Source organism: Rhodococcus sp. Z6_132, assembly GCF_058133635.1.
Genome location: NZ_JBYUNP010000003.1, coordinates 295,648 through 311,145 on the forward strand (window position 1 = coordinate 295,648; position 15,498 = coordinate 311,145).

The window sequence follows — 15,498 nt, forward strand, 5'->3', positions numbered from 1 at the left end:
CCGGCGGTGAGCGTGCGCGACCGACGCACCAGCGACCGCCATCCCGGGTGGCCCGCTCGGCTCGGTCCGGTGCGGGTGCGGGCCGGGCAGGTGCGGGTGCGGCCCATCCGGCTGCGCGACGCCGCCGCCTGGAGCCACGTCCGCACCCGGGACGAGGCGCAGCTGCTGCCGTGGGAGCCCACCGGCGTCGGTCCGTGGCGCGCCCGCAACAGCGTGTCCAGCTGGCCGCTGGTGTGCTCGGCCATGCGGGGCTCGGCCCGGCACGGCACGCTGCTGCCCTTCGCCATCGAGGTGGACGGCGAGCTGGCCGGGCAGATCACCGTGGGCAACGTGGTGCGGGGTGCGCTCCTGTCGGCCTGGGTGGGCTACTGGGTGGCCACCCCGCTCACCGGCGGGGGAGTGGCCACCGCGGCCCTGGCGCTCACCCTGGACCACTGCTTCGGCCCGGTGGGGCTGCACCGCGTGGAGGCCACCGTCCGTCCGGAGAACACCGCCAGCCGGTCGGTGCTGGCGCGGGTGGGCTTCCGCGAGGAGGGCCTGCTGCGCCGATACCTCGACGTGGACGGGGAGTGGCGCGACCACGTGCTGGTGGCGCTGACCGCCGAGGAGCAGGTGGGTGGGTTCACCGCGGCGCTGGTGCACTCCGGCCGCGCCCAGTGGAGCTGAAAACGCCGCTGCTGCACGGCGTGTCGTGCGACACGGCGCGGCGTGTCTCGCGACACCCGGCGCGCCTGTCGCGCCCGCGGGGTGCACCTGACTACCGTGCTTACACTGATGTCGTTTAGCTCCCGGGGGTGGTTGCCGTGCCGAGCTCGCTGATCTTTGTCGGTCTCGTCGCGGCATGGCTGGCGGTGCTGGTCCCCATGGTGGCCAAGTACCGGCAGGAGGTGCGCCGCACCGGAGACGGAGCCCTCGCGGCACGCGTGCTGCACCGGGGCGGCAGCGGCATCAAGCTACGACGACCCGGACCGGCCGCGGGACACCGCAGCAACCCGGACTGGCGCCAGCCCGAGCACGAGGAGACAGTGGTGGACAAGACAGCAGCGGACGACTCGATGCACGACCACCCGACCCAGGTGCTGGCCATCACCAGGACGGACGAGGCTGACCACGCGCCCCTGGGCGGGCTGGACGAGCACGAGCAGTACGAGCAGGACGAGCACCGTGAGCTCGAGGCGCCCCGGCGCACCGGCCGCGGCGGCTACGACCCGGAGGCCGACGCGGTGGCCCGGATGGCCCGCTACTCCTTCCGCCAGCGCGTGGTGCTCGGCCTGCTCATCGCCGCAGTCCTCACCGCCGTCCTGGCCGGTGTCGCGTTCAGCAGCCTGTGGACCGTGCACGTGCTGATCGACCTGGGCCTGGTCGGCTACCTGGCCTACCTGCGCCGCCAGGTGCGCATCGAGGAGAACGTCCGCGAGCGCCGGATGGCCCGCATGGGCCGCGCCCGCCTGGGCGTGCACTCCACCGAGGACGACGAGTTCGGCGTGGTCCCGCAGCGCCTGCGTCGCCCGGGGGCCGTGGTCCTGGAGATCGACGACGAGGACCCCGCCTTCGACGAGCTGGACGACCGCCCGTACGAGCTACCGCGTGCGTCGGGTCAGTAGCGGGCTGCTAGAGTTTCGCTCGCAGTACCCGGGGCTGTGGCGCAGTTGGTAGCGCGCCTCGTTCGCATCGAGGAGGCCAGGGGTTCGAATCCCCTCAGCTCCACCGGGAATGCACAAGGCTCGAATTCTCGCCGACAGACATGTTGGCCGGGGTTCGGGCCTTTTGCTTTTCCGGCCCGCGTCAAAGCCATCAGCACACCCTGGACCGCAGCCGCTCATCACTGTACATTCGTACAATACAGTCGTACAGAGATGAGGAGCGGGCATGAGCAAGCAGGGCTGGGAGCTGGTCGTCGGTGCAGTCATGGTCATTGGGGGGCTGACGATGTTCTTCGTCTTCCGCGACGTCGAGACCCCGGTCGTGGGTCTGCGTCAGGCCGGTCTGGTGATCGCGGTGCTCGGCGCGATCGAGCTCGCGGTGACCGGGTGGTCGAGGATCCAGTCGCGGCGGCCGCACGACTGATGGCCGTCACCCGCCTGCTCGACGCCGTGCTGACCGTGCTGGCCGAGCACGGAGCTGGAGCGCTGAGCGTCCGCAGCGTCGCCGCAGCGGCGGGGGTGTCACCGGCGCAGGTGCAGTACTACTACCGGACCAAGAGCGAGCTGGTGCGCGCCGGCTTCGATCACGCGGGCGAGCAGTTCCTCGCCGACGTGATGGCCTCCGGTGCCACCACGCTGATGGACGTCGTGCAGCAGTGGCTGCCCCTGGACGACCGACGCGAGCGCCGCGCTCGCGTGTGGCTCGCCTACGCCGCCCTTTCGGCTGTCGACCCCGAGCTGGCGGCGGTCTCGGCCCAGCTCGATCGCGAGCTCCGTTCCTGGTTCGCCGACCACGGACTCACTGACGAGCAGGCCTCGACGCTCCTCGCGCTCATCGACGGAGTCACCGTCCAGTGCCTCGTGCTGCCCCACCCCGATCGGCGAGCGCTGGTCGAGCGCACCATCGTGCCGTTCGTCGCGGGCCTCGGGTCAGCCTGAGCCAGTGGCCACCGGCTAGCGGTCGTCGGCAGACAGCTCCGCGGCAAAGCCCTCGCGCCAGGACGAGTACCCGGGCTGCCAGCCCAGCAGCTCCTTGGCGCGGCTGTTGTCGGCCCCGCGCAGCGCCGTCATGAAGGCCACGCCCCAGGCGCCGACCGCCAGCCGGGCCACCAGCGCCGGGATGTGCCGCGGCTCCGGGGCGCCGAGCACCTGGGCCAGCTCGGGGATCCACTCCCGCGTCGCCGCGGGGTCGTCGTCGACGATGTTCAGCGCCCCGGTCACCTGGCTGTCCAGCGCGGCCACCACCGCGGCTGCGGCGTCGCGGGCGTGGATGAAGGAGAACACCGCATCACCGCTGCCCACGATGGGCAGGCTGCGGGCGCGCACCTGGCTGGTGAACGAACCGTTCAGGCCGAAGGCCGAGCCGGGCCCGTAGAGGTGCCCCAGGCGCAGCACCAGCCCACCGGACTGCGCGGTGCGCTGCTCGAGCTCCTGCACCGCGGCGAGCACGCTGGCGAACTGACGTGCCGGTCGCGGCCAGAGCGCGGTGTCCTCGGTGGCTAGCCCCGCGCCGCGGGGGTCGTAGCCGAAGGCGATGCTCTGGGCGACAACCCGCTGCACGCCCGCGGTGTCGGCGGCGTCGAGCAGGGTGTGGGTGCCCTCGGTGCGCAGCCGGTTGGTGGTGGCGAAGGCCTGGCCCATCCGGCGCGGGTCGATCTCGGCGGGGATGGCCGTCAGCAGGTGCACCACCGCGTCCGGGGCGACGTCGCGCACCGCACGGGTCAGCCCCTCGCGGTCCAGGGCGTCGGCCGGAACCACGGTGACCCCGCTGCGCGCCCCCAGTGCCTGCACCCGGCTGCTCGGGCGGGCCAGGGCGAGCACCTCGTGGCCCGCCGCCGTCAGCTGGGGCAGCAGCGGGGTGCCCAGCACGCCCGTGGCTCCCGCGACCAGTACCCGCACGTCGACCTCCCCGTTCCGGTGGACCCCGGCTCCTACTCGGGCCAGGGGTTGGCCTCGATCACCTCGACGAAGTCGGTGCGGACGAACCCGGGGACGAAGTGTGCCAGCACGTCGGCGTTGACGGTGCCGAACGTGGTGTCGGGCCGGTCGGCGAAGCCGTTGGTGAAGGCCTGCAGGATCTGCCGCTTGAAGTCCGGGCGCGGGTGCGCGGCGGTGACGGCCTCCAGCTGCGCCGCGTCCAGGTCGTGGAAGCCGATGCCCAGCACGTCGGTCTCCACGCCCGCCGTCACCAGCGCCACCTCCGGCTCCAGGTGCTCGGGGATGCCCGGGGTGGTGTGCAGCGCGATGGCCGTCCACACCCGGCGCACGGCGTCGCTGTCCAGGCCGTGGGCGGTGAGGAAGCGGCGAGCCTCGTCGGCGCCGTCCACCTCGAAGCGCTGGTCGGCGCTGCGGTAGGTGTCGGTGAGGCCCAGGTCGTGGAACATGGCGCCGACGTAGAGCAGCTCCGGGTCTGGACGCAGGCCCCGGCGCTCGCCCTGCAGGCTGCCGAAGAGGAACACCCGCCGGGAGTGGTGGTAGAGCAGGTCGGACGTGGCGGTGCGCACCAGCTCGGTCGCCTCCGCCACCAGCTGGGTGTCCGGAACGGTGACTCCCGCGATCTGCTCAGCCATCAGCTTCCCTTCGGTGGTGGGTGGGCACCAGTGTTGAATGCCCTGGTCAGGGGGTGGGCAAGCGGCGCGTGCGTCCCTACGCTGGCCACATGTGCCGCAGCATCAAGACGCTCCGCCCGCCCTACGCCGAGGATGTCACGGACGATGACGTGCGGGCCGCCGCCCTGCAGTACGTCCGCAAGATCAGCGGCATGCGCTCCCCGGCCAAGGTGAACGCCGAGGTGTTCGACCGCGCCGTGGACGCCGTCACCGCGGCCACCCAGGAGCTCCTGGGCGACCTGCACGTGCGGGGCGCCACCACCGCCGCCAAGTCCTGACCGCCGGCCGGGTGGTGCTCCCGGCTAGGCGCCGAAGATCTCGAAGGCGGCGACGTTGGGGTTGGGCATCACCTGCGCCAGCACACCGCGGGCGTCCAGGCCCAGCTCGGCCAGGTAGGCGCGGTGCTCGGCCAGCGAGGCCACCGCCAGCTCGGTGGTGGCGGAGACGTCCAGGCAATGGGTGGGACGCGGAGAGCCGACCACCGCCACCAGCCGCGGGCTCCACGGCTCGCCGGCGTCGCGGAAGATCCACCGGTTGCCCGCGTCGGCGACGGCGTCCATGGTGGCCAGCCCGACCGCACGGTGGTCGGCGAAGTTCCACCCGCCCGAGGGCCAGGTGTCGCGGTGGCTGCCGGTGAGCACCAGGTCGGGCTGGTAGTGGCGGATGCGAGCGGCGAGGTCGTGGCGCAGCGCGATTCCGTACTCCACCACGCCGTCGCTGTAGCCCTCCAGGAACTCCACGGTGTGCACGCCGACCTGCGCGGCGGCGGCGCGCTGCTCGGCCTCCCGCAACGGGCCGGTGACCTCCGGGTCCAGGCTGTCCATGCCCGCCTCGCCCCGGGTGACCAGCAGGTAGACCACCTCCTTGCCGGCCTGCACCCAGGTGGCCACCGCGCCGGCGGCGCCGTACTCCAGGTCGTCGGGGTGGGCGGCGATGGCCAGCGCCCGGTGCCAGTCCAGCGGCATCTCGGGCAGGTCGACCATGCCCCGGTTGGCAGCACTCATGGCGGAGCCCTCCGTGCGTCTCAGCTGGTGCTCTGCAGGATCAGCCGGGTGGTCTCCTCGGGGCTGTCCCAGTGGGGGAAGTGCCCGCAGCGGTCGAACCAGTGCAGCGTGGCCGACGGGAAGCGCTCGGCGGCGACGGCGGCCTGGCTGGGCAGCGTCACCCGGTCCTGCCGGCCCCAGCCCAGCACCACCGTGCCGTGCGGGACGCTCGGGTCGGCGCCCGCCTGCAGCGGCCCCTCGGCGAGGGCGTGCAGCGCCTCGTCCAGGGACGGGGAGGCCTCCGCGGTGAAGCCCTGCAGCTCCTGCAGCACCAGCTCGGCAGGCAGCTTCCACGGCGCCGCGGCGAACTGGGCCAGCAGCACGCTGCGGCCGGCGGCGCTGGTGCTCAGCCGGGGCAGCGCCGGCTGGATGCGGCGGACCAGGCCGATGGAGGCGATGAGGCTGCCCTTGAGGAAGCGGGCCTGCTGGGCGTTCCAGAAGCCGCCCGGGTCCAGCGCCACCACGGTGCCCTGGTGCCCGCGGCGGGCCAGCTCCAGCACCATCCGCGCCCCCAACGAGCTGCCAACCAGCGCGGCCTCCGCCAGGCCCTCCTCCCGCAGGAAGTCGGCCAGGGCGTCGGTGAGGGTGGCCACGGAGACCTCGCCCAGCAGTGGCGGGGTCTTGCCGAAGCCGGGCAGGTCGACGGCGATGACCTCGCGCTCCTCGGCCAGCGGGCCGACGATGCGGTCCCAAGTCCCCAGGCTCGACCCGAGGCCGTGCACCAGCACCACCGGCGCCCCCGTGCCCGTGCGAGAAACGTTCATCGACTGGCCTCCGACTGGTCCGACGTGTCACAGCTGCTCCCGTGCCGACCAGGCTAGGGAGGGCCGTGACGCCCCGCGACACGAACAGCCCGCGGGGTGCTGGGCGGTAGTTTCCCGACATGACCGACAGCCCTGCAGACAAGGCCAGCACGACCAGCACGGGCATCACCGACGTCACCGGGGTGCGGGTGGGTCACGCCCAGCGCACCGGGGACGGCTGGCTGACCGGGGTGACCGTGGTGCTGCCGCCGCCGGGCACGGTGGCCGGGGTGGACGTGCGCGGCGGTGGGCCCGGCACGCACGAGACCGACGCGCTGGACCCGCGGACGCTGGTGCCCACCGCCGACGCCGTGGTGCTCACCGGTGGCAGCGCGTACGGCCTGGTGACCGCGCACGGGGTCCAGCGCTGGTGCGAGGAGCACGGCCGGGGCTTCCCGGTGGGGCCGCAGCCGCACCAGGTGGTGCCCATCGTGCCGGCGGCGGCGCTGTTCGACCTGGGCCGGGGCGGGGAGTTCACCGCCCGCCCGGACGCCGAGATGGGTCACGCCGCCGCAGCTGCCGCCGCGGCCACCGAAGACCACGCCCCCGTGGTGCGCGGCTGCGTGGGTGCGGGCACCGGGGCGCTCATCGCCCGGGGCAGCGCCAAGGGCGGGGTGGGCACCGCCTCGGTGACGCTGGGGCCCGAGGCCGGGGGAGCGGTGGTGGGCGCGATCGCCGTGGTGAACGCGGCAGGCAGCCCGGCCGTGGGGCAGCCGCCGGCGGCGGGCGAGGGCACGGCGATCCACCCCCTGGCCACGCAGGCGCTGAACACCACCCTGGCCGTGGTGGCCACCGACGCCGCCCTCGACCCGGCGGAGGCCTCGCGCACCGCCACCGCCGCCCACGACGGGCTGGCCCGCGCCCTGGACGTGGCGCACACGATGAGCGACGGCGACACCATCTTCGCCCTGGCCACCGGGGCGGTGCCGCTGCCGGGGGAGAGCAGGGTGCAGCGGGTGCAGGCGCTGGTGGCGCTGCAGGCCGCCGCCGCCGAGGCGGTGCGGCTGGCCGTGCTGGACGGGGTGGCCGCGGCCACCGCGGTGCGCACCCCGGCCGGCAGCTGGGAGCCCTGGCGGCTGTAGCGCTGCGCTAGCGCCAGCTGGGCAGCCAGAGCTCGTTCTGCCAGTGCGACTCGGTGATGGGCACCCCGGTGAGGATGGGGTAGAGCCACGCGAAGTTGGCCACCACCAGGCCCACGTACAGGCACACCACCAGCAGCCCGGTGCGGCGGCGCTCCAGGCCGGCGCGGGCCCGGCCGAGGACGTCGCCGAGCACCAGCGTGACGGCCATGACCAGGAACGGCGCCATCGCCATGGCGTAGAAGAAGTACATCTGCCGGTCCAGGTTGGTGAACCAGGGCAGGAACGCCGCGCCGTAGCCCACCAGCACCACGGTGTAGCGCCAGTCGCGGCCGAACACCGCCCGCCACAGCGACCAGGCCAGCACCGGCAGCGCCAGCCACCACAGGGCCGGGGTGCCCACCAGCATCACCGCGGACACGCAGCTGGCCGCGCCGCAGCCGCTGACGTCCGGGCCCGCGGAGTAGGCGTAGAGCATCGGCCGCAGCCCCATCGGCCACGTCCACGGCTTGGACTCGTAGGGGTGCGGGCTGCCCGCCGGGGTCACCAGGTTGGAGTGGAAGCTGAGCACGTGGCCGCTGTAGTACCAGAGCGCGCGCAGCGCGTCGGGCACGAAGCCGAACGGGCCGCCGGTGCCGACCTTCTGCCCCACCACCCAGCGGTCGATGCCGGTCTCGCTGCCGAACCACGCCCACCAGGTGGCCAGGTAGACCAGCAGCGGGATGGCGACCAGGGCGTAGAGCGCCGGGCCGACGTCGCGCACCAGGGTGCCCACCCACGGGCGCTGCACGCCGGCGCTGCGCCGGGCGGCGACGTCCATGCCCACGCAGAGCAGGCCGTAGAACACGATGAAGAAGGCGCCGTTCCACTTGGTGCCGCAGGAGATGCCGAGCATCACCCCGGCGCCCAGGCGCCACCAGCGCACGCCCAGGCGCGGCCCCCACGGGGAGTCGCCGATGCGTCCCTGCTCCACCACCGTGCGCATCCGGGCGCGCACCTGGTCGCGGTCGACCACCAGGCAGCCCAGGGCGGCCACCACGAACAGGGCCAGGAAGATGTCCAGCATCCCCACCCGCGAGGACACGAACGACATGCCGTCGCAGATGAGCAGGATCCCGGCCACCCCGCCCAGCAGCGTGGAGCGGGTCATCCGCCGCACGATGCGGACGACCAGCAGCACCAGCACCACCCCGGCCACGGCGGAGGCGAACCGCCAGCCCACCGCGTTGTAGCCGAAGATCCACTCCCCGGCGGCGATCAGCTGCTTGGCCACCGGGGGGTGCACCACCAGCTCGTAGCCGGGGTTGTCCTCCAGCCCGCCGTTGGTGAGCGCCTGGTGGGCCTGCGGCACGTAGTGCTTCTCGTCGAAGATGGGGGTGCCGCCGTCGGTGGGGCTGCCCAGCCGGTAGAAGCGGGTGAACGCGGCGATGGCGGTGAGCACCAGGGTGACCACCCAGCCGCGCAGCCGGTCGGAGGGCGGGTCGTCCCGCCAGGAGGGGCGGAGGGGGCTGGTGCGCGCTCGGTCGGGTACCGCGTCGGCCAGCAGGGTCACCCGGCAATCGTAGGCTCTACCGGTGACCACCGAAGGCCCCTCGAGCACCTCCGCTGAACGCGCGCCCGGCCGCCTGGTGCTCGCCGCCACCCCGATGGGCCAGGCCGGTGACGCCTCGGCCCGGCTGCGCGAGGCCCTGGCCACCGCCGACGTGGTGGCCGCCGAGGACACCCGCCGCACCAAGCAGCTGGCCTCGGCGCTGGACGTGCGCATCGCCGGGCGGGTGGTGAGCTTCTACGACGCGGTGGAGACGGCCAAGGCCCCGGCCCTGGTGGCCGAGGTCGCGGCCGGGCGCACGGTGCTGCTGGTGACCGACGCGGGCATGCCGTCGGTGAGCGACCCCGGCTACCGGCTGGTGGCGGCCTGCGTGGCGGAGGACCTGCCGGTCACCTGCCTGCCCGGGCCCTCGGCGGTGACCACGGCGCTGGCGCTGTCCGCCATCCCGTGCGAGCGGTTCTGCTTCGACGGCTTCCCCCCGCGCAAGTCCAGCGCCCGGCGCACCTGGCTGGCCCAGCTGCGCGCGGAGGAACGGGCGTGCGTGTTCTTCGAGGCCCCGCACCGGCTGGCCGACTGCCTCGCTGACGCGGTGGCGGTGCTCGGCGCCGACCGCCGCGCCGCGGTGTGCCGGGAGCTGACCAAGACCTACGAGGAGGTGCGCCGCGGCACCCTCGGCGAGCTGGCCGAGTGGGCGGCGGAGGGGGTGCGCGGGGAGATCACCGTGGTGCTCGCCGGCGCCGCGCCCGCCGGCCCACCCGCGATGGAGCAGCTGGTGGCGATGGTGGACGAGCTGGTGGACACCGGGCTGCGGCTGAAGGACGCCTGCGCGCAGGTGACCGAGCGCAACGGCGGCTCCAAGCGGGAGCTCTACGAGGCGGTGCTGGCCGCCCGCGACTGAGGCGCCAGCGGCGTGGAGGGGCTCAGCCCGGTGGTGGCGGCGGCCTTGTCCAGGCACTCCTGCCACTCCGCCGCCGGGTCGGAGTCGATGGTGATGCCCCCGCCCACGCCCAGCTCCACCGCACCGTCGGCGGCCACCGCCACGGTGCGGATGGCCACGTTGAGCTCGAGGCCGGCCACCGGCGAGACCATGCCGACGGTGCCGCAGTAGATCCCCCGGGCGCCGTCCTCCCAGCCGGCCAGCAGCTGCCGGGCCCGGCCCTTGGGGGTGCCGGTGACCGAGGCGGGCGGGAAGGTGGCCGCCAGCAGCTCGGCGTCGGTGACGTCCGGGCGCAGCTCGCCGCGCACGGTGGAGACCAGGTGCCAGACCCCGGGCGCGGGGTGCACGGCGAGCAGGTCGGGGACGGTGATGCTGCCCGGGCGGCAGACGCGACCCAGGTCGTTGCGCACCAGGTCCACGATCATCACGTTCTCCGCCACGTCCTTGGCCGAGGCGCGCAGGTCGGTGGCGCTGCGGTGCGCGGGCAGCGTGCCCTTGATGGGGCTGGAGCTGACCACGCGGTCGTGGCGGGCCAGGAACAGCTCGGGGGAGAAGGAGACGACCGCGCCCCAGTCGCCGGCGAGGTAGGCCGCCCGCGCCGGGTCCTGCGCGTGCACCCCGGCGGTGAACAGCTGCACCGCCTCGCCGGCCAGCGCGCCGGTGAAGCGGGTGCACACGCAGGCCTGGTACACCTCGCCCTCGGCGATGGCTGCCCGGCACTGGCGGACGCGCTGTTGGTGGGCGGCGGCGTCGGGGGCCTGCCAGCGCACCGCCCAGGCCTGCTCCGGGGCGCCGGCACGGACCACCGCGGCCAGCTCAGCCGGGCAGGACTCGCCGGTGAGGCTCTCGAACCACCAGGTGCCGCCGGTGTCCAGCCGCAGCACGCAGCTGGTCCAGCCGCCCGCCGCGGGCGCGAGCGCGGCGCCCGCGGCGTCGGGGTAGGCGAGGTAGCCGATCCAACCCCCACCGATCGCGCCGGCGGGGCCCGGCGTGGGCCCAGCCGGGGGGAAGGCGGCGGACGGGTCGCAGGGGGTGACGTCCACGCTGGGCGCCAGCACCGCCGCGGAGCCGAACCACTGGCCGGTGAGCGCGGCCGGGCCGGGCACGCCCAGCCGCTGCGCTCGGCGGTGCAGCCCGCGCAGCACCGCCTGGGGGGACGCCCCGCCGCCCAGCCGTTGCACGTGCACCCGCACAGCCTCCCCGAGCCGGTCGCTCAGACCGGCTCCGGGGGCTGCTCAGGCGCTCAGCCCTGCCCGGCGCACGTCGAGGTGGCTGCAGGGGTGGCCTCGGTGACGCGCTCGTAGAGCCAGCGCAGCGCGTCGCCGGCACCCAGCACCGCCGGCAGCACGTGGCCGATGCCGGTGCCCGGGAAGACCGGCGGGATGGCCAGCTCGTTGTACTGCACGGTGGCGCCCAGGGCGCACCAGTCCGTCGCCAGCTGACGGGCCTGCGGCGCGGGGATCACGTCGTCGTTGGCGCCCTGGAAGAGGTAGACCGGCGCCGTGGGGGTCAGCCGACCGAGGCGCTGGGCGGCCACCGCGGAGACGAACGGCTCCTGGTCCAGGAACGACCCGACCGGCTGCCCGCTCACGGTGAAGCTGCTGGTCTGCTGGAACGCGTAGCGCAGCGTGGTCTCGCCCACGCACTGGTTCTGCGTCTCGGCCAGCAGCCGCTTGCCCTGCTCGTTGAGCAGCCTGTCCAGCTCGGGCACCAGCTCGGGGTAGACCTTGGACAGGCCGTTGATGGAGTAGCCGATCAGGCCGGACAGCGTGCTGCCGTCGATCGCCGGTGCCACGGTGGACAGGTCGGCGGGGGCGTCCCCGGCGGCGGCGCCCTTGAGGTTCAGCTCGGGGGCGTAGCTGGGGGCCATCTCTGCGGCCGAGGCCGATCCGGCGCCGCCCTGGGAGTAGCCGTAGATGCCGATGGGGGCGCTGGCCGACACTCCGGAGCCGGGGGTGCGCTGGGCGGCACGGGCGGCGTCGAGCACGGTGTGCGCCTGCGAGACCCGGTCCACGTAGGTGTGCACGCCGGGCGTGCCCAGGCCCTCGTAGTCGGTGACGACCACCGCCACGCCCTTGTCCAGCATCTGGCTGATGAACAGCAGCTCGTACTGCAGGCCCTGGTTGAACAGCACCGACGGCGCGCACTGATCGCCCTGGCCGATGGTGCCCACCGCGTAGGTGACCAGCGGTCGCTCGCCGGCGCCGGTCCAGGCGGCGGTGGGCGAGAAGACGGTGCCGGTGACGGCGATCGCCCGGTTCTGGGTGTCGTTGCTGCGGTACATGATCCGGGTGGCCGCGGCGGGCAGGGTGCCCCGGGTGAGCGGGTCGGTGATCACCGCCGAGCTCTCGCAGCGGATCAGGTCACCGTTGCCGGCGGGCAGCCCCGCCGGCGGGGTGTAGAAGTCCGCGGTGGGAGCGCAGGCGGTGGGGGCGGTCGGGACTGCCTGGGTGGGCGCGGGCGCCGGTGCGGCCTGCGCGGGCACGGCGGTGGCGGTGGCGGTCAGCGCCACGGCCGCCATGGTGAGGACGGGGAGCTGGAACAGCCGGCGTCGGTGTCGCATGAGAGTCCAATCGTGAAGCCCCCAGCGCCCACGAGGCCACAGAGGACTGTCTGTGTGTGACGAGCACCACGGACTCTAGCCCAGCGTCGGTGCACACCTGTAGCCAAAGCGCGGCGGAGCGGTCACGGCGCGTGCAGCCCCGCGTCGGCGAAGCGCTGTCGCGCCGAGTCCACCTGTGCCGCAGTGGCGGCCGGCACTCCGGCGAGCCGGTCGGGCTTGCCCAGCGCGGCGTACTTCTCCCGGCCGAGCAGGTGGTAGCCGAGCACGTCCACCCGCTCCACGTTGCCCAGCGAGGCCACGTAGGACGCCAGCTTCCGCACGTGCTCGGGCGCGTCGTTCACCCCGGGCACCAGGACGAAGCGCACCCACACGTGCTGGCCCCGGGCGGCCAGGCGCTCGGCGAAGCGCAGCGTCGGCTCCAGCTGCCCGGTGGTCAGGTCGGTGTAGAGCGCGGGGTCGATGGCCTTGACGTCCAGCAGCACCAGGTCGGTGGCGTCGAGCAGGGCGTCGCTGGCCCGCGCACCCAGCGCGCCGGAGGTGTCCAGCGCGGTGTGCAGCCCCAGCTCGGTGCACCGCTGCAGCACCGCCTCGGTGTAGGCGGGCTGCAGCAGCGGCTCCCCGCCGGAGATGGTCACCCCACCCCCGGCGGTGGTGAGGAACGTCCGGTAGCGGGCGATGCGGGCCATCGTCTCCGCCACCGTGTGCCGGGTGCCGCTGCGCATCATCTGCGTGTCCGGGTTGTGGCAGTAGGCGCAGGCCAGCGGGCAGCCGGCCACGAACAGCACGAACCGGGTGCCGGGGCCGTCCACCCCGGTGGAGATGTCCCAGGAGTGCACGGCGCCGGTGAGCTCATCGGCGTGGTCGGGCAGCACCGGGTCCGGCAGCAGCACAGGTGCGGTGGTCACCCAGCCCCTCACAAGCCCTGGTGGAAGGTGCGGTTGATGACATCGAGCTGCTGCTCGCGGGTCAGCCGGACGAAGCTGACCGCGTAGCCGGAGACTCGGATGGTCAGCTGCGGGTACTTCTCCGGGTGCTCCATCGCGTCCTCCAGCGTGGCGCGGTCCAGCACGTTGACGTTCATGTGGAAGCCCGAGGACGCGACGAAGCCGTCCAGCACGCCGACCAGGTTGTCCACCTGCTCGCCGCGGGTGCGTCCCAGGCCGGTGGGGGTCACGGTCTCGGTCAGGGAGATCCCGTCGCGGGCGGAGTCGAACGGCAGCTTGGCCACGCTGAGGGCGGCGGCCACCAGCCCGTGCCGGTCGCGGCCGTTCATCGGGTTGGCCCCCGGCGCGAACGGCTCGCCGGCGCGGCGACCGTCCGGGGTGTTGCCGGTGTTCTTGCCGTAGACCACGTTGCTGGTGATGGTGAGCACCGACTGGGTGTGCTCGGCGTCGCGGTAGGTCTTCTGCTGGCGCACCTTGGCCATGAACGTCTCCACCAGGTCCACCGCCAGGGCGTCGGCGCGGTCGTCGTCGTTGCCGTAGGTGGGGAACTCCCCGGTGGTCACGTAGTCGACCACCAGCCCCCGCGCGTCGCGCACCGGCCGCACGTCGGCGTGCTTGATGGCGGAGAGCGAGTCGGCCGCCACCGACAGCCCGGCGATGCCGCAGCCCATGGTGCGGTGCACGAAGGAGTCGTGCAGCGCCATCTCCAGCGCCTCGTAGGCGTACTTGTCGTGCATGTAGTGGATGACGTTGAGGGCGTCCACGTAGGTCCGGGCCAACCAGTCCATCATGGCGTCGAGCTTGGCGCGGACGTCGTCGTAGTCCAGCCGCTCACCCGTCACGGCCGGTGCCGGTGGCGCCACCTGGGCGCCGGTGAGCTCGTCGCGGCCGCCGTTGATGGCGTAGAGCAGCGTCTTGGCCAGGTTCACCCGGGCGCCGAAGAACTGCATCGACCGGCCGACGGTCATCGGCGAGACGCAGCAGGCGATGGCGGTGTCGTCTCCCCAGCGCGGGCGCATCAGCTCGTCGGACTCGTACTGGATGGCGCTGGTGTCCAGCGAGACCTGGGCGCAGAACCTCTTGAAGCCTGCCGGCAGCGCCGGGGACCAGAGCACCGTCATGTTCGGCTCCGGGGCGGGACCCAGGTTGTACAGCGTCTGCAGGTACCGGAAGGAGGTGCGGGTGACCAGCGGCCGCCCGTCCAGCCCGATGCCGCCGAGGCTCTCCGTCACCCAGGTGGGGTCGCCGGAGAACAGCTCGTCGTAGGCGGGGGTGCGCAGGAAGCGGATGATCCGCAGCTTGATGACGAAGTCGTCGATCAGCTCCTGCGCCTGTGCCTCGGTGAGCTCGCCGGCGTCGAGGTCGCGCTGCAGGTACACGTCCAGGAAGGTGCTGGTGCGCCCCAGCGACATGGCCGCGCCGTTCTGCTCCTTGGTGGCGGCGAGGTAGCCGAAGTACAGCCACTGCACGGCCTCCCGGGCGGTGGCCGCCGGCCGGGAGATGTCGTGGCCGTAGGCGGCGGCCATGGTCTGCAGGTCGTGCAGGGCCCGGACCTGCTCGGCCAGCTCCTCGCGGGTGCGGATGACGTCCTCGGTGGCGGGCAGGTCGTCGTGGGCGTGCAGGTCGGCCTGCTTGACCTCCACCAGCCGCTGCACCCCGTACAGCGCGACGCGGCGGTAGTCACCGATGATCCGGCCGCGCCCGTAGGCGTCCGGCAGCCCGGTGATGATCTTGTTCTTGCGGGCCGCGCGGATCTGCGGGGTGTAGGCGTCGAACACCCCGTCGTTGTGGGTCTTGCGGTACTTGGTGAAGATCTCCCGCACCTGGGGGTCGGCCTCGTAGCCGTAGGCGTCCAGCGAGCTCTGCACCATCCGCCAGCCGCCGTTGGGGATCATCGCGCGCTTGAGCGGGGCGTCGGTCTGCAGCCCCACGATCAGCTCGTGGTCGCGGTCGATGTAGCCGGGGCCGTGGCTGGTGATGGAGCCCGGCACGTGGGTGTCGATGTCGTGCACCCCGCGCTCGCGCTCGGCGGGGAACATCGCGGTGAGCCTGTCCCACACCCTGCGGGTGCGCTCGGTCGGTCCCTCGAGGAACTCCGGGCCACCGGTGTAGGGGGTGTAGTTGGCGGTGATGAAGTCGCGCACGGCGATGGTGTCGCACCAGTCGCCCCTGCGGAAGCCGCGCCAGGGGTCCCGGTTGTTCTGCACGGGATCCTGTGGCGCGGGTGCGCGGCGCTCGCGGACGTCGGTGGTCACTCCAGCTCCTTCCCGTCTGGTCACTGGGGGAGCCGGCCCGGAACGTGGGTCGCTGGAACCGGCCCGGCCTTGC

Annotated in this window: 15 protein-coding genes, 1 tRNA gene and 1 pseudogene; 8 read left to right on the plus strand and 9 right to left on the minus strand. The window is 73.6% G+C overall.

Features of this window, described 5'->3' with window-relative positions; translation table 11 throughout:
* Positions 1 to 6 precede the first annotated feature (6 nt).
* From AC3YO9_RS14535 to AC3YO9_RS14555, 5 genes are all read left to right on the plus strand, one after another.
* Complete coding sequence (locus AC3YO9_RS14535) at positions 7 to 666, plus strand: GNAT family N-acetyltransferase (protein WP_489983679.1); 660 nt, start codon at positions 7 to 9, stop codon at positions 664 to 666.
* A 137-nt stretch (positions 667 to 803) separates the two neighbouring features.
* Complete coding sequence (gene sepX, locus AC3YO9_RS14540) at positions 804 to 1,604, plus strand: divisome protein SepX/GlpR (protein WP_489983680.1); 801 nt, start codon at positions 804 to 806, stop codon at positions 1,602 to 1,604.
* A 30-nt stretch (positions 1,605 to 1,634) separates the two neighbouring features.
* Positions 1,635 to 1,707, plus strand: a tRNA-Ala gene (locus AC3YO9_RS14545).
* Between the two features lie 162 nt (positions 1,708 to 1,869).
* Entirely contained in the window at positions 1,870 to 2,067 is a 198-nt protein-coding gene (locus tag AC3YO9_RS14550) for a DUF5708 family protein (protein WP_164860568.1), read from the plus strand.
* Positions 2,031 to 2,582 (plus strand): TetR/AcrR family transcriptional regulator, encoded by a 552-nt coding sequence (locus AC3YO9_RS14555; protein ID WP_489983681.1) that lies wholly within the window; start codon positions 2,031 to 2,033, stop codon positions 2,580 to 2,582. Before AC3YO9_RS14550 ends, AC3YO9_RS14555 begins: the two co-directional genes overlap by 37 nt.
* 15 nt (positions 2,583 to 2,597) lie before the next feature.
* Here the strand turns inward: AC3YO9_RS14555 and AC3YO9_RS14560 are convergent, their stop codons facing one another.
* The gene (locus tag AC3YO9_RS14560) at positions 2,598 to 3,542 is read right to left on the minus strand and encodes an NAD-dependent epimerase/dehydratase family protein (protein ID WP_489983682.1); all 945 of its coding nucleotides are present in this window, start codon (positions 3,540 to 3,542) and stop codon (positions 2,598 to 2,600) included.
* A 32-nt stretch (positions 3,543 to 3,574) separates the two neighbouring features.
* Positions 3,575 to 4,213, minus strand: a complete 639-nt coding sequence (locus AC3YO9_RS14565) for an HD domain-containing protein (RefSeq protein WP_489983683.1) — start codon at positions 4,211 to 4,213, stop codon at positions 3,575 to 3,577.
* An 89-nt stretch (positions 4,214 to 4,302) separates the two neighbouring features.
* On the opposite strand from AC3YO9_RS14565, the gene AC3YO9_RS14570 reads away from it, so the two are divergent.
* The gene (locus AC3YO9_RS14570; RefSeq protein WP_489983684.1) at positions 4,303 to 4,530 is read left to right on the plus strand and encodes a DUF2277 domain-containing protein; all 228 of its coding nucleotides are present in this window, start codon (positions 4,303 to 4,305) and stop codon (positions 4,528 to 4,530) included.
* A gap of 24 nt (positions 4,531 to 4,554) precedes the next feature.
* Here AC3YO9_RS14570 and AC3YO9_RS14575 read toward each other — a convergent pair whose 3' ends face one another.
* Complete coding sequence (locus AC3YO9_RS14575; RefSeq protein WP_206518096.1) at positions 4,555 to 5,256, minus strand: PIG-L deacetylase family protein; 702 nt, start codon at positions 5,254 to 5,256, stop codon at positions 4,555 to 4,557.
* A gap of 20 nt (positions 5,257 to 5,276) precedes the next feature.
* Positions 5,277 to 6,059, minus strand: coding sequence for an alpha/beta fold hydrolase (locus tag AC3YO9_RS14580; RefSeq protein ID WP_127782136.1), 783 nt, complete (start codon positions 6,057 to 6,059; stop codon positions 5,277 to 5,279).
* Positions 6,060 to 6,178: 119 nt separating this feature from the next.
* On the opposite strand from AC3YO9_RS14580, the gene AC3YO9_RS14585 reads away from it, so the two are divergent.
* Positions 6,179 to 7,180, plus strand: coding sequence for a P1 family peptidase (locus AC3YO9_RS14585; protein ID WP_489983685.1), 1,002 nt, complete (start codon positions 6,179 to 6,181; stop codon positions 7,178 to 7,180).
* Between the two features lie 7 nt (positions 7,181 to 7,187).
* Here the strand turns inward: AC3YO9_RS14585 and AC3YO9_RS14590 are convergent.
* Positions 7,188 to 8,695, minus strand: a pseudogene (locus AC3YO9_RS14590) (dolichyl-phosphate-mannose--protein mannosyltransferase); the annotation flags it as partial.
* A 56-nt stretch (positions 8,696 to 8,751) separates the two neighbouring features.
* Here AC3YO9_RS14590 and rsmI point away from each other — a divergent pair.
* Complete coding sequence (rsmI, locus tag AC3YO9_RS14595) at positions 8,752 to 9,624, plus strand: 16S rRNA (cytidine(1402)-2'-O)-methyltransferase (protein ID WP_489983686.1); 873 nt, start codon at positions 8,752 to 8,754, stop codon at positions 9,622 to 9,624.
* Here rsmI and AC3YO9_RS14600 read toward each other — a convergent pair.
* The 4 genes from AC3YO9_RS14600 to pflB form a co-directional block, all read right to left on the minus strand.
* A complete protein-coding gene (locus AC3YO9_RS14600; protein WP_489983687.1) occupies positions 9,594 to 10,850 on the minus strand; it encodes an aminodeoxychorismate synthase component I in 1,257 nt (418 codons plus the stop codon). The two genes, rsmI and AC3YO9_RS14600, sit on opposite strands and share 31 nt — an antisense overlap.
* 56 nt (positions 10,851 to 10,906) lie before the next feature.
* Positions 10,907 to 12,226 (minus strand): lipase family protein, encoded by a 1,320-nt coding sequence (locus tag AC3YO9_RS14605; RefSeq protein ID WP_489983688.1) that lies wholly within the window; start codon positions 12,224 to 12,226, stop codon positions 10,907 to 10,909.
* A 122-nt stretch (positions 12,227 to 12,348) separates the two neighbouring features.
* Complete coding sequence (pflA, locus tag AC3YO9_RS14610) at positions 12,349 to 13,131, minus strand: pyruvate formate-lyase-activating protein (RefSeq protein ID WP_489983689.1); 783 nt, start codon at positions 13,129 to 13,131, stop codon at positions 12,349 to 12,351.
* Between the two features lie 8 nt (positions 13,132 to 13,139).
* Positions 13,140 to 15,449, minus strand: a complete 2,310-nt coding sequence (pflB, locus tag AC3YO9_RS14615) for a formate C-acetyltransferase (RefSeq protein WP_489983690.1) — start codon at positions 15,447 to 15,449, stop codon at positions 13,140 to 13,142.
* Positions 15,450 to 15,498: the final 49 nt, after the last annotated feature.

Excerpts from the sequence above, each read along its gene's own strand:
- AC3YO9_RS14550 (WP_164860568.1), top strand. The coding sequence starts at position 1,870 with ATGAGCAAGCAGGGCTGGGAGCTGGTCGTCGGTGCAGTCATGGTCATT.
- AC3YO9_RS14565 (WP_489983683.1), bottom strand. The coding sequence starts at position 4,213 with ATGGCTGAGCAGATCGCGGGAGTCACCGTTCCGGACACCCAGCTGGTG.
- AC3YO9_RS14570 (WP_489983684.1), top strand. The coding sequence starts at position 4,303 with ATGTGCCGCAGCATCAAGACGCTCCGCCCGCCCTACGCCGAGGATGTC.
- AC3YO9_RS14575 (WP_206518096.1), bottom strand. The coding sequence starts at position 5,256 with ATGAGTGCTGCCAACCGGGGCATGGTCGACCTGCCCGAGATGCCGCTG.
- AC3YO9_RS14580 (WP_127782136.1), bottom strand. The coding sequence starts at position 6,059 with ATGAACGTTTCTCGCACGGGCACGGGGGCGCCGGTGGTGCTGGTGCAC.
- AC3YO9_RS14585 (WP_489983685.1), top strand. The coding sequence starts at position 6,179 with ATGACCGACAGCCCTGCAGACAAGGCCAGCACGACCAGCACGGGCATC.
- AC3YO9_RS14605 (WP_489983688.1), bottom strand. The coding sequence starts at position 12,226 with ATGCGACACCGACGCCGGCTGTTCCAGCTCCCCGTCCTCACCATGGCG.